A 13,276-nucleotide genomic window follows, 5' to 3' on the forward strand; every position below is an offset into this window, starting at 1 on the left:
TTGTCCGGATGTGCGAGTCCGTTATGCGGACGCCTGCCCGTGCCACGTCCGCCACAGCGCCGCGTACGCGCCGTCCGCCGCCACCAGCTCCTCGTGCGTGCCCAGTTCGGTCAGTCGGCCGCCCTCCATGACCGCCACCCGGTCCGCGTCGTGCGCCGTGTGCAGGCGGTGGGCGATGGCGATGACCGTACGGCCCTCGAGCACCGAGGCGAGGGCGCGCTCGGTGTGCCGGGCGGTGGCCGGATCCAGCAGGGCCGTCGCCTCGTCGAGGATCAGGGTGTGCGGATCCGCCAGGACCACGCGCGCGAGGGCGAGCCGCTGGGCCTGCGAACCGTCCGTCGGCCGGCCGCCCTCGCCCAGCCGGGTGTCGAGTCCGTCCGGCAGGCCCCGCACCCAGTCGTCGGCGCCCACGGCCGCGAGCGCCGCCCACAAGGCGGCGTCGTCGGCGGCGGGTTCGGCGATGAGCAGGTTCTCCCGCACGGTGCCCAGGAAGACGTGGTGCTCCTGGGTGACCAGCACCACCTGCCGGCGCAGCAGTTCCGGCGCCAGCCCGGCCACCGGCACCCCGCCCACCGTCACCGTGCCGCAACCGGGCCGGTCGACGCCCGCGAGCAGCCGGCTCAGGGTCGTCTTGCCGGCGCCGGACGGCCCCACCACGGCGAGCCGCTCCCCGGGCCGTACCGTCAGGTCCACCCCGCCCAGCACCTCACCGCCGTGCTCGTAGGCGTACCGCACCCCGCGCACCTCGATCCGGTCGTCCGCCGGCACCGCGGACACCGCCTCGCCCTCGTCCCGGGGAGCCCGCGCCAGCCCCTCCACGCGCGCGAACGAGGCGCCGCTGCTCTGCAGTTGCTCCACCCGCATCAGGATCTGGTCCAGCGGCTCGGTGAACTGCCGCAGGTACAGCGCCGCCGCCACCACCGCGCCCACCCCGACCGCCCCCCGGGCGTGCAGCCAGCCGCCGAGCAGCAGCACACCGGCCACCGGGACGGTGTACGTCACCTCGACCGCCGGGAAGAACACCGACCGCAGGCGCAGGGTGTACAGACGGGTACGGCGGGACGCCTCCAGCGCGTCGCGGCTCGCCGCGATCCGCCGCTCCCGCAGCCCGAACGCCTCCACGGTCCGCGCGCCGGCCGCCGTCGCCGCGACGGTCTCCGCGACCTGCGAGGTCGCCGCCCCCTCGGCGAGGTAGCCGTCCCGGGCGCGCCGCAGGTACCAGCGCAGCGCCAGCTGGATCGGGGTGAGACCGAGCAGGCCGAACGCCCCCAGCAGGGGGTCGAGCGCGAACACCGCGCCCAGCACGAAGACCGCCTGCACGCTGTCGACGAGCAGCTCGGGGCCGGCGTCCCGCAGGGTCGTGCCGACGGTCGCCACGTCCGCCGTGCCCCGCGCGGTCAGGTCACCGGTACCGGCCCGCTCGACCACGGAGGCGGGCAGTGCCAGCACCCGCTCGACGTACTCCTCGCGGACCCGGGCCAGCGTGCGCTCCCCGAACCGGTGCCCGACGTACCGCGCCCAGCGGGCCAGCAGGAGCTGCGCCAGCGCGCACACCACGATCCAGGACGCCAGCCGGTCGACCGCGCCGGCCCCGTGCCCGGCCCGCACCTCGTCGACGATCCGGCCCAGCAGCCAGGGCCCGGCCAGCCCCGCCGCAGCGGCCAGCGCGTTCAGGCCGAGCGCCGCGGCGAACGCCCGCCGGTCGGCCGACACCAGCCGCACCGTGGCCCGCCGCACGGCCGCCCGGTCGGCGACGGGCAGCAGGGCATCGCCAGTGGTCATGCGCGGGGCTCCTTCGCGGGTGGGGCCACCGCACCCGTCGGGGGCGCGGTGGCGGTGGTCGCCGGGTCCGGCGTGTCCTCTCCGTCCGGCGTGTCCCCCGGCTCCCCGCCGTCGCGCGCGACCAGCGCCCGGTACGCCGGCTGCTCCGCCAGCAGGGCCGGGTGCGGGCCGGTCGCCGCGACCTTGCCGTCGGCCAGGAACACGACCGTGTCCGCCCGGGCCAGGACCAGCGGGGACGTCGTCGTCACCAGCGTGGTGCGGCCCTCCCGTGCCGCCCGGAGCCGGTCGGCGACCGCCGCCTCCGTGTGGGCGTCCAGCGCCGAGGTCGGTTCCACGGCGAGCAGCACCTCGGGGTCGGCCAGCAGCGCCCGGGCGAGGCGCACGCGTTGCCGCTGGCCGCCGGAGAGGCTGCGGCCCTGCCCGGCCACCGCCGAGTCCAGGCCGTCCGGCAGGCCCCGGACCACGTCCTCGGCCGCCGCCGCGTGCACCGCCCGGCGCAGTGCCGCCTCGTCGGCCGGGTGCGCGGCGGCCAGCACCTCCCGCAGCGGCCCCGCGAACAGGTCCGCCTCGTTGTCGGCGACCAGCACGCGCCGCCGCACGTCCGGCAGCGGGACCGCGTCGAGCCGTACCCCGCCCCAGGTGGCGTCGGTGGGCCCGTACCGGCCGAGCCGGTCGACCACGGCGGTGGCCTCGGCGGGCCGGACGGCGGCCAGGGCGGTCAGCCGGCCCGGCACCACCCGCACCCCGGACGCCGGGTCGTGCAGCTCGGCCGGTCCGGCGGGCGCCGGCAGGGTGCCGGTGTCCGGTTCCGGTTCCAGCCGCAGCAGCCGTACCGCCCTGCGCGCGGCCACCACGCCCCGGTTGAGGTCGTAGGCCATCCGGATGAAGAACGAGACCGGTCCGACCAGCACCGCCACATAGCCGTAGACGGAGACCAGCTCGCCCACCGACATGGAGCCCTCGGCGGTGAGCCGGGCCGCCAGCCAGGTCACCACGGCGAGGAACAGGGTCGGCAGGCCCACTCCGAGCGCCTGCACCCAGCTGGCCACGGCGCCCACCCGGTAGCCCTGTGCCCGCAACCGCCGCGAGTCGTTCCGGAACGCGTCCGCGACCAACCCCTTGCCGCCGAGCCCGTTCAGGACGCGCAGCCCGCCCGCGAGGTCGGCGATGCGCGCGGTGAGGATCCCCTGGAGCTCGCGGTACCCGCTCTCCGCGCCCTGCAGCCGCCGCGCGGGCGGCCCGGTGAGCAGTGCGATCACCGGCACCCCGAGCAGCACCACCGCGGCCAGCGGCGCGGAGATCGCCAGCAGCAGCCCGGCCACCACCGCGTAGACCACGAGCGAGCCGACCCCCGGGCCCACCACGGTCAGCGCGGTCGCCAGGGTCTGCACGTCCCCGACCCCGATGGTGACGACCTCACCGGCCCCGGCCCGGCGCGGCAGCACGGCCCCCAGCCGCACCACGTGCCCGACCACCACCTTGACGGTGCGGAAGTTGGCGTCCATCCGGACCCGCGTCATCACCCGGTGCCGCAGGATGCTCACCCACGCGTTCAGCGCCCCGACGGCGAACATCGCCCCGGCCCACCCGGCGAGCACCCCGAGCCGCCCCGGCAGCAGCCCGTCGTCCACGGCCCGCGCCATCAGGTACGGCTGTGCGGCCAGCAGCACCATCCAGGTACTGGCCAGCAGCGCCCCGGCCACCGAACGCCCCGCCTGACACCGCACCAGCCACCACAGGAACCGCCAGCCGCCACGGGTGTCGGGCGTGCCCGGATCCTCGTACGCGTCGATCATCCATCCCCCGATCCGCCGGCCGTCCCCCTCGGCGCCCGCCCATTTTCCCCGAGGCGCCCCGCCCGGCGGAACACGGTCACCCGGCCGGGTGAGGGCCGGCCGGCGCCGCCGGCGGCCGGCCGGACCCGCGCCGGGAGCGGGGTCCGAGCGGAGCCGGGCCGAAACTCGGTGGGCGATGTCAGTGGTGGTCCGTACGCTCGCGGTTGATGGCCACGACACGTGAAACCACCGACCGATCCGCCGTACGGACCCTGCTCAGGCTGTGGCCGTACGTCCGTCCCGTGCGCGCCCGGCTGTTCACCGCCGCGTTCGTCGCGGTCGTCGCCTCCTGTACGGGGCTGGTGATCCCGCTCGTCCTGAAGTGGATGGTCGACGGGCCGGTCGCCGGCCGCGACCCGGCGGGCGTATGGCTCGGCGCGCTCTGCCTGCTCCTGCTCGGCATCGCCGAGGCGGTCCTGTTCGGCATACGGCGCTGGCTCGTGGCCCGGCCGCTGTCCCACGTCGAGGCGGAGATGCGCGCCGCGCTGTACCGGCGTCTGCAACGGCTGCCGGTGGCCTTCCACGACCGCTGGGCGTCCGGTCAGCTGCTCTCGCGCGGCACCACCGACCTGATGCTGCTGCGCATGTTCCTCGCCTTCCCGCTGACGTTCCTCCTCGTCAACGGCGTCACCATCCTCGTCGGCCTGGTCATCATGCTGCTCCAGGACTGGGTGCTGGGACTGGTCATCCTCGGCCCCGCCGTCCCCGTGATGTGGACGTGCGTGGTCTTCGAACGGCGGTACGCGCAGGTGGCGCGGCGCGCCCAGGACCAGATCGGCGACCTGACGACGGTGGTCGAGGAGAGCGTGCTCGGCATCCGCGTCATCAAGGGCTTCGGCCGCCACCGCAGCCAGGCGCGCGCCTTCCGCGAACTCGCCGGCCGGCTCCGGGGCACGGAACTGCGCAAGGCGCGGCTGCTGGCCACGATCTGGGGCGTCATCGTGACGCTGCCGGAGGTGGCGATCGGGGCGGCGCTGGTGCTTGGGGTGCTGCGGGTGGCCGACGGGGAGCTGTCCGCCGGGACGCTGGTGGCCTTCCTGAGCACGGCGCTCGCCCTGCGGTGGCCCGTGGACTCGATCGGGTTCCTGCTGGCCATGAGCCAGGAGGCGGCGACCGCCACGGAGCGGTACTTCGAGGTGATGGACGAGGTGCCGGAGGACCGGCTGGACGAGGACGGGAACGGGGTCGCGGGCGGCGGCACCCGCCCGCGCGGTGCCGCGGACCCCGCCGCCGCACCGGGACTCCGGTTCGAGGGCGTGTCGTTCCGTTACCCCGACGCGCCCCCCGGCTCCCCGCCCCTGCTGTCCGCCGTCGACCTGCACATCCGCCCCGGTGAGTCCATGGCCCTCGTCGGGGCCACCGGCAGCGGGAAGACCACCCTCACCGCGCTCGTCCCCCGGCTGCACGAGGTGACCTCCGGGCGGATCACCCTCAACGGCGAGGACATCGCCGCCATGTCCCGCGCGGAGTTGCGCGGCAGAGTCGCCGTGGCCTTCGAGGAACCCACCCTGTTCTCCGCCAGCGTCGGTGAGAACGTGCTCATGGGCGCCCGGGACGCCGCGGGGAAACCGGAACTGGACCGGGCCCTCGCCATCGCCCAGGCCGACTTCGCGCACGCGCTGCCGCAGGGCACCGACACCCGCGTCGGCGAGCAGGGCCTGAGCCTGTCCGGCGGCCAGCGGCAGCGCCTCGCGCTGGCCCGCGCGGTGGTCGGCCGGCCGGAGTTCCTGGTCCTGGACGACCCGCTGTCCGCCCTGGACGTGCACACGGAGGCCGCCGTGGAGGCCGCGCTGCGCCAGGTGCTCGCCGACACCACCGCGCTGATCGTGGCCCACCGCCCGTCCACCGTGCTGCTCGCCGACCGCGTCGCCCTGCTCTCGGGCGGCCGCATCGCCGCCGTCGGCACCCATCAGCAACTGCTGCGCGAGAACGCCGAGTACGCCCGTCTGATGTCCGGGGAACAGGAGGACTCCCGTTGACCACCACGACCCCCTCAACCCCCGCCGTCGACGACGACGGACCGGCCCGTCGCCTGGACGCGGACGAGCCGGGCGGCGCGGGCGACCAGTTCGACCGGGACGTCCTGCCCAGCCCGCCCGGCGCCACCGCCGCCCTGCTGCGCTCGCTGCTCGCGCCCATGAAGGCCCGGGTCGCGTTCACCACGCTCCTGCTGCTGCTCCAGCAGGCGGCGGTGCAGGCGGGCCCGCTGCTGGTGGCGTACGCCATCGACACCGCCGTCCCCGCGTTCCGGGACGACCGCAACGGGCCGCTGTTCGCGGTCGCCGCCGGCTACCTGCTGTGCGCCCTCGCCTCCGGCGCGCTGCAGTTCGCGTTCATCGAGACCTCCGCCCGGGTCAGCCAGGACGTGCTGCTGGACCTGCGCGAGCGGATCTTCCGGCACGCGCAGGCGCTGAGCGTCGACTTCCACGAGCGGTACACATCGGGCCGGCTGATCTCCCGGTCCACCACGGACGTCGAGTCGCTGCGCGAACTCCTCGACGAGGGTCTCCAGGAACTGGTGACCGTCATCCTGTCGTTCGTCTACATCTCCGCGACGCTGCTCTGGCTCGACCCCGGCCTCGGCGCGGTCGCGGTGGCGTCCTTCCTGCCGCTGTACCTGCTCGTCCGGCTCTACCGGCGGCGCGCGGCGCGGGTGTACGGGGCGCGGTCCACGGCCATCGCGGCGGTGATCGTGAAGTTCGTGGAGACGATGAACGGCATCCGGCCGGTGCGCGCCTTCCGCCGCGAGGCCGCCAACGACGCCGAGTTCGCCGTGCTGAACGCGCGGCACGAACGCACGAACGGCGACTCGCTGCTGGAGATGGCCCGCTATGTCGTCGGCTCCCGGCTGGTGGCCAACACCGCGGTCGCCGGGATCGTGCTCTGGGGCGCCCACCGGGTGGCGTCCAGCTCGCTGGAACTGGGTGTGCTGGCGGCGGCCGTGCTGTACCTGCGCCGGCTGTACGACCCCATCGACCGGCTCGGCATGTTCCTGAACTCCTACCAGTCGGCCGCCGCCTCCCTGGAGAAGATCGCCGGGCTGCTGGCGCAGACGCCGTCCGTGCCGGAACCGGAGCACCCGCGCGAACTGCCGCCCCGGCGGGATGAGTTCCCGGGACGCGAGGTCGTCTTCGACGGGGTCCGGTTCGCCTACCGCACCGGCGGCGAGGTGCTGCCCCGCTTCGACCTGACCCTGCCCGCCGGGCAGACGGTCGCGGTCGTCGGCTCCACCGGCGCGGGCAAGTCGACCCTGGCCAAGCTGCTCGCCCGGTTCTACGACCCCTCCGCCGGGCGCGTGCTGCTGGACGGCGTGGACCTGCGCGAGCTGCCGATGCCCGAACTGCGGCGCGGGGTGGTCATGGTGACGCAGGAGGCGTTCCTGTTCTCCGGCACGGTCGCCGACAACATCGCCCTCGGCCGGCCCGACGCCACCCGGGAGGAGATCGAGCGGGCCGCGAAGGCCATCGGCGCGCACGAGTTCATCAGCGCCCTGCCCGACGGCTACGACACCGACGTCCGCAAGCGCGGTGGCCGGATCTCCGCCGGGCAGCGCCAACTGGTCGCCTTCGCCCGCGCGTTGCTCGCCGACCCGGCCGTGCTGATCCTGGACGAGGCGACCAGCTCGCTGGACATCCCGGGGGAGCGGGCGGTGCAGCGGGCCATGGCGACGGTGCTGCGCGGCCGTACCGCGGTGGTGATCGCGCACCGGCTCTCCACGGTGGAGATCGCGGACCGGGTGCTGGTGATGGAACACGGCCGGATCGTCGAGGACGGCCGCCCGGACGAACTCATCGGCGGCACGGGCCGGTTCGCGGACCTCCACAAGGCGTGGCGGGACAGCCTGGCCTGACGCGCGCGGGACCCGGACGTCGTAGCCGGGCGGATCACGGCACCCCCAGCTCGAAGAGGGCGTACCCGGCGTACGAGCCGGACGCCAGGGCCGCGATGCCCAGCAGCGTGCACTGCACGGGCAGGCTCAGCCGGCGCATGGCGACCGCGAGCGGCAGGAACAGCGGGAAGCAGGGGAGCAGGTAGCGGGAGATGTTGGCGACGATCTGCTGGCTGCCGAGCACCAGGGCCAGGGTCAGCACGGTGTACACGACCAGCACCGCCGGCGGGCGCAGCCGCAGCAGCAGCGGCAGCAGCGCGCAGGCGAGCAGGATGACGGCGACGGAGATGACGTCCGCGAAGGGGTAGGCGAAGAGGTAGTCGAACCTGCCCACGGGCACGGACGTCAGCACGTCCAGGGTCTGCGCGCCGTAGTCGAAGCTGTGCGCCCACGCGCCCGACTGGAGGCGGAAGTAGCCGCCCAGGTCGCCCATGCGGTCGCCGACCCAGAGCAGGTAGCCGAGCAGCCCCAGCGGGGCGAGGGCCGTGGCCAGCAGCGGGCGCAGGGCGCCGTCCTCCCGCCGGCGCAGCGACAGCAGCGCGGCCACGCCGAGCGCGGCGATCAGCGCGGCGGCCGTGGGCCGGTTGAGACCGGCCGCGAAGGCGAGCACGCCGGCGGTGAGCCAGCGGCGGGTGAGGACGGCGTGGCAGGCCCAGGCGGCCAGGGCCACGTACAGCGAGTCGGAGTAGACCGCCCACTCCACCCCCGAGCCTGGCCACACTGCCCACAGCCCGGCCGCCGCGAGCCCGGCCCGCCGGCCGCCGAACCGCTCGGCGACGGCGTACACGCCGAGGGCGGCGGCGAAGGAGGCGACGACGGAGACAAGCAGCCCGGCGCCGTAGGGGCCGAGGCCGGTGACGGCCGAGGCCAGCCGCATCAGGGCCGGGTAGAGCGGGAAGAACGCCGCCGAGTTGCCCTCCAGCGTGATCAGGCCGGTGGCGCCCGGGACCGGGACGAGCTTCGGGTCGTAGCCGTGCAGCGCGATCTGCTGGTACCACCAGCCGTCCCAGGTGGCCAGCACGTCCCAGGGGTGTGCGCCGCCGCCGAACCGGGGGTGCTTGGTGCGGTAGTCCCCGGCGGAGGACAGCAGGTACAGGAACGAGCAGAAACCGGCCAGCTTCAGCGTGCCGAACAGGGCGAGGACCGGTCCGTGGCGGCGGACGGCGGCCCGCGCCCGGGGGACGGGCACGGTCTCGGGGGCCGGCGTGCGGGCGCCGGGCAGGGTCGCGGTCACCGGAGCGCTGGTCCGGGCCGGCGGCGGCGCAGGGTGCGTCGCATCCGTACGATCCCGCGCAGGTCGGCCAGGGCGGTGGCGAGGATGTCGACGCTGCTGTCCGGGTCGTCCACCCAGTCCACCGGCACCTCGTGGATCCTGAGGCCGGCCCGCTCGGCGAGCACCAGCAACTCGGTGTCGAAGAACCACTCCCCGTCCCGCACCAGCGGCAGCAGCCGCTCGGCTGTCTCCCGCCGGACCGCCTTGAACCCGCACTGCGCGTCGGAGAAGCCGACGGCGAGCGTGTGGCGCAGCAGGGCGTTGTAGCAGCGGGATATGACCTCGCGCCGGGCCCCGCGCACGACCCGGGCGCCGGGCGCCAGCCGGGTGCCGATGGCCAGGTCGGAGTGGCCGGAGATCAGCGGGGCCACCAGCGGCAGCAGCGCGGTGAGCCCGGTGGACAGGTCCACGTCGAGATACGCCAGCACGGGCGCCCGGGAGCCCGACCAGGCGGCCCGCAGTGCCCGGCCGCGGCCTTTCTCGGGCAGCCGCAGTGAGACCACCTCCGGGAGGTCGCCGGCGACCCGGGCGGCGATGACCGGGGTGCGGTCGGTGCTCGCGTTGTCGGCGATGGTGATCCGGAACGGGTAGGGGAAGCCGTTGCGCAGGTGCGCGTGCAGCCGCCGGACGTTGGGCTCCAGGTCCTTCTCCTCGTTGAACACCGGCACGGTCACGTCCAGGACGGGGTCCTCCTGGGGCATCGGCACGGGGGTGCGCCGGGGTGCAGCGGCCGGTGACGCACTCGGTCGGACCGGTCGGCTCGGTCGGATGTATGTCACGTAAGTACCTGTTTGTTCCAATGGACAGGGCGCGCGGAAGGGCATGCGCGGGCAGGAGCCGGAAGGCGGGGCTAGTCGCTCGCCGTCGCGGTGGCCGGTGGCGTGGTGCTGTCGCCCCAGGCGGTCTCCGTGGCCGTCGGCGGCCGCTGCGTGGCGGTCGCCGGACCCTCCGGGGCGGTGGGCGGGGCGGAGGTGGTCGCGGTGTCGCCCGGTGACGGCAGGCCCTCCGGCGTCGACGTCGGCGAGGACGTCGACGTGGACGACGGCGTGGACGTCGGCGTGGACGACGAGGACGGCGGCGGACCCGGCGTCCCGGACGGCGACCGCGACGGCGAGGTGCTCGGCGCGGGCGCCGGGCTCACCACGGGCCGGGGGCGCGGGGCGGTGGGCCGGTCGGCGGTGTGGCCGTGCGGCCACAGGAACAGGCCCAGGCCGAGCCCGGCCACCGCCAGGACGGAACCGGCGGCCCGGCGCGCCGTGCGCACCCGGCGCCGGGCGCGCACGCCCGCGCGCAGCGCCTCCCGGTGCCGGACCTCGAACGGCACCGGCTGCCGGGCCCGGTGCATGAGCCGCGTCAGCTCCCGCTCGAAGGGATCCGTGCCGTCCGGCGGAGCCATGCGGTCCTCCCCGTGATCCGTGCGGTCCCTGCGCTCCATGGGTCCTCCCTCACCCCACCGGCTCGATGACGTCGGCCAGCAGCCCGCGGAGCCGGGCCACGCCGCGCGCGGCATGGGAGCGGGCCGTGCCCACCGGGCAGCCCAGGGCCTCCGCGACCTGCCGGTCGGGCAGGTCCTGGTAGTAGCGCAGGACCACCGCGGCCCGCTGCCGCGGCGTCAGCTGGGCGAGCGCGGCCTCCAGGCGGGACCGCTCGGCCACGGTCGCCGACACGTCGCCGTTCGCCGCCACCTCGGGCAGCTCCTCCACCGGCCGTTCGCCCCACCAGCGCCGCCGCGCCGACCGGGCCGCGGCCCGCGCCAGCACCTTGCGCACATACGCCTCCGGCGCCTCGTCGGCGACCCTCGGCCAGACGAACCACAGCTTGACCAAGGACTCCTGCAACAGGTCCTCGGCGCGGTGCCGGTCCCCGCCGGTGAGCAGACGGGCGAGATGGAACAACACCGACCAGCGGGCCGCCACGAACGCGTCGTACTCACCGGCCCTGGTCTGCTCCATCCCACGGTCCCCGTCCTCGCCGGCTCTTCTTCCACCAGGGGAAAGGCACTGGGCCCCCGGCGACGCTGCACCCGGCGGGCGTGATCCGCGTCACGCACGGCTCCCGTAGGGTTCAGGAGACCCTCAGCAGCAGCACCGTCCGCGCCGGGACCGTGATCCGCGCCCCCGCCCGGTGGACCGTGCCCGGCGCCCGGTCCTGCTCCTCCGCCGAGGTGTCCACGACCACCTCGTACCGCTGCGCCCACGGCGGGCCGGGTAGCACGAAGCCGGTCGGCCCCTCGCCCGCGTGCAGCACCGCGAGGAAGCTGTCGTCCACCACCGGCGCGCCCCGCTCGTCGCGGCCCGGGATGTCCCGGCCGGAGAGGTACATGCCGAGCGTGGCGGCGGGCGCGTACCAGTCGCCCTCGGTCATCTCCGCGCCCCGCGCGGTGAACCAGGCCAGGTCGCGCAGCCCGTCCGCGGTCTGGGCGCGGCCGGAGAAGAAGGCCCGCCGGCGCAGGACCGGATGCCGGTGGCGCAGCGCGATCAGCCGCGAGGTCAGGTCGTACAGCGCCCGCCAGCCGGGCTGCTCCAGCAGCGACCAGTCCAGCCAGCTGATCTCGTTGTCCTGGCAGTAGGCGTTGTTGTTGCCGCGCTGGGTGCGGCCCAGTTCGTCGCCCGCGACCAGCATGGGCACCCCGGTGGACAGCAGCAGGGTGGTCAGCAGGTTCCGCAGCTGCCTGCGGCGCAGGGCCCGTACGTCCGCGTCGTCGGTCTCGCCCTCGGCGCCGCAGTTCCAGGAGCGGTTGTCGTCCGTGCCGTCCCGGTTGTTCTCGCCGTTGGCCTCGTTGCGCTTGCTCTCGTACGACACCAGGTCGCGCAGGGTGAAACCGTCGTGCGCGGTGACGAAGTTGACGGAGGCGTAGGGGCGCCGGCCGCCCCAGGCGTACAGGTCGCTGGAGCCGGAGAGGCGGTAGCCCATCTCGCGCACGTCGGGCAGGGCGTGCCGCCAGAAGTCCCGGACCGCGTTGCGGTAGCGGTCGTTCCACTCGGTCCACAGGGGTGGGAAGGCGCCCACCTGGTAGCCGCCGGAGCCGATGTCCCACGGCTCGGCGATCAGCTTCACCCGGCGCAGCACCGGGTCCTGGGCGATGACCGCCAGGAACGGGGAGAGCATGTCGACGTCGTGCATCGAGCGGGCCAGCGCCGCCGCGAGGTCGAAGCGGAAGCCGTCCACGCCCATCTCCGTCACCCAGTAGCGCAGCGAGTCGGTGATCAGGCGCAGCACCTGGGGGCGGACCACGTGCAGGGTGTTGCCGCAGCCGGTGTAGTCCGCGTACCGGCGGGCGTCGTCCTGGAGCCGGTAGTAGCCGCGGTTGTCGATGCCCTTCAGGGACAGCGTGGGGCCCAGTTCGCCGGCCTCCGCGGTGTGGTTGTAGACCACGTCCAGGATGACCTCGATGCCGGCCGCGTGCAGCGCGCGCACCATCCGCTTGAACTCGCCGACCTGCTGGCCGGTCGTACCGGAGGCCGCGTAGGCCGCGTGCGGGGCGAAGTAGCCGATGGAGTTGTAGCCCCAGTAGTTCCTCAGGCCCCGGCGCAGCAGGTGGTCCTCGTGCGCGAACTGGTGCACCGGCAGCAGCTCGACGGCCGTGACGCCGAGCCCGACGAGGTGGTCGATCGCGGCCGGGTGCGCCAGTCCCGCGTAGGTGCCGCGCAGTTCCTCGGGGATGCCGGGGTGCAGCTTGGTGAAGCCCCGCACGTGCAGCTCGTAGATCACCGAGTCGGCCCAGGGCGTCTTGGGGCGCCGGTCGTCGGACCAGTCGTCGTCGTCGTGGACGACGACCCCCTTCGGGACGTGCGGCGCCGAGTCCCGCTCGTCGCGCACGGTGTCGGCGACCGACTGGTCCGGCCAGTCCCGCACGTGCCCGTACACCTCCGGCGGGAGGCCGAACTCGCCGTCCACCGCGCGCGCGTACGGGTCCAGCAGCAGCTTCGCCGGGTTCCAGCGGGCGCCGGTCCACGGGTCCCAGCGGCCGTCCACCCGGTAGCCGTAGCGCTGGCCGGGCATCACACCGGGCACGAAGCCGTGCCAGATCTCGTGCGTCAGTTCGGTCAGCGGGATCTGCGTCTCCCGGCCGCCTTCGTCGAAGAGGCACACCCGGACCGCCTCCGCACCGGCCGCCCACAGCGCGAAGTTGGTGCCCGCGACTCCGTCCGGGCCGACCCGGAACCGGGCCCCCAGCGGGGTCGGCGCACCCGGCCACACGGCCGGGACGGGCGGTACGGCCCGCCGGGCGCCGTTCACCGCCGCCGGTTGCCCGCTCCCCGCGGCCGGCACCCCGGCCGGTGCCCGCTGCTCGGCTGCGCTCGTCACTGTCGCCCCTCTTCCCAGTGGCTCGCCCGAGGGGCGCGGCCGGCCGCGCCGGGTGGCCGGGGCGCTCCCGGCACCCCGGCCACCCGGTCCGGCCGCGCCCCGACGGCTCCGACGCGGGCCGGGGGTCCCCTGCGGGGAGACCCCCCATGTGTCGTCCTTCCCTCTGTTCTGCCCAGCGCGTGGCTCGCA

Annotated in this window: 8 protein-coding genes and 1 pseudogene; 2 read left to right on the plus strand and 7 right to left on the minus strand. The window is 75.2% G+C overall.

Annotated features, from left to right (window positions below):
• Window positions 1-21 precede the first annotated feature (21 nt).
• Window positions 22-1,782, minus strand: a complete 1,761-nt coding sequence (locus tag AB0947_RS31620) for an ABC transporter ATP-binding protein (RefSeq protein ID WP_366753786.1) — start codon at window positions 1,780-1,782, stop codon at window positions 22-24.
• The gene (locus tag AB0947_RS31625; protein WP_366753787.1) at window positions 1,779-3,578 is read right to left on the minus strand and encodes an ABC transporter ATP-binding protein; all 1,800 of its coding nucleotides are present in this window, start codon (window positions 3,576-3,578) and stop codon (window positions 1,779-1,781) included. Before AB0947_RS31625 ends, AB0947_RS31620 begins: the two co-directional genes overlap by 4 nt.
• 206 nt (window positions 3,579-3,784) lie before the next feature.
• Between AB0947_RS31625 and AB0947_RS31630 the strand changes: the two genes are divergently transcribed.
• Both AB0947_RS31630 and AB0947_RS31635 read left to right on the plus strand, forming a co-directional pair.
• Window positions 3,785-5,596, plus strand: a complete 1,812-nt coding sequence (locus AB0947_RS31630; protein WP_366753788.1) for an ABC transporter ATP-binding protein — start codon at window positions 3,785-3,787, stop codon at window positions 5,594-5,596.
• 53 nt (window positions 5,597-5,649) lie between these two features.
• The gene (locus AB0947_RS31635; protein ID WP_366753875.1) at window positions 5,650-7,467 is read left to right on the plus strand and encodes an ABC transporter ATP-binding protein; all 1,818 of its coding nucleotides are present in this window, start codon (window positions 5,650-5,652) and stop codon (window positions 7,465-7,467) included.
• Between the two features lie 34 nt (window positions 7,468-7,501).
• On the opposite strand, the gene AB0947_RS31640 is transcribed toward AB0947_RS31635, so the two are convergent.
• The 5 genes and pseudogenes from AB0947_RS31640 to glgX all read right to left on the minus strand — a co-directional run bounded on the left by AB0947_RS31640 (window position 7,502) and on the right by glgX (window position 13,087).
• On the minus strand, window positions 7,502-8,695 hold the full coding sequence (locus AB0947_RS31640; RefSeq protein ID WP_366753876.1) for a hypothetical protein: 1,194 nt from the start codon (window positions 8,693-8,695) through the stop codon (window positions 7,502-7,504).
• 86 nt (window positions 8,696-8,781) lie between these two features.
• Window positions 8,782-9,480 (minus strand): annotated as a pseudogene (locus AB0947_RS31645) (dolichyl-phosphate beta-glucosyltransferase); the annotation flags it as partial.
• A 149-nt stretch (window positions 9,481-9,629) separates the two neighbouring features.
• Window positions 9,630-10,214 (minus strand): hypothetical protein, encoded by a 585-nt coding sequence (locus tag AB0947_RS31650; RefSeq protein ID WP_366753789.1) that lies wholly within the window; start codon window positions 10,212-10,214, stop codon window positions 9,630-9,632.
• A 10-nt stretch (window positions 10,215-10,224) separates the two neighbouring features.
• A complete protein-coding gene (locus tag AB0947_RS31655; protein WP_366753790.1) occupies window positions 10,225-10,731 on the minus strand; it encodes a SigE family RNA polymerase sigma factor in 507 nt (168 codons plus the stop codon).
• A 112-nt stretch (window positions 10,732-10,843) separates the two neighbouring features.
• A complete protein-coding gene (gene glgX / locus AB0947_RS31660) occupies window positions 10,844-13,087 on the minus strand; it encodes a glycogen debranching protein GlgX (RefSeq protein WP_366753791.1) in 2,244 nt (747 codons plus the stop codon).
• Window positions 13,088-13,276 lie beyond the last annotated feature (189 nt).

It is taken from the genome of Streptomyces sp. NPDC047841, from assembly GCF_040704085.1.
GTDB classification, from domain to species: Bacteria; Actinomycetota; Actinomycetes; order Streptomycetales; family Streptomycetaceae; genus Streptomyces; species Streptomyces argyrophylli.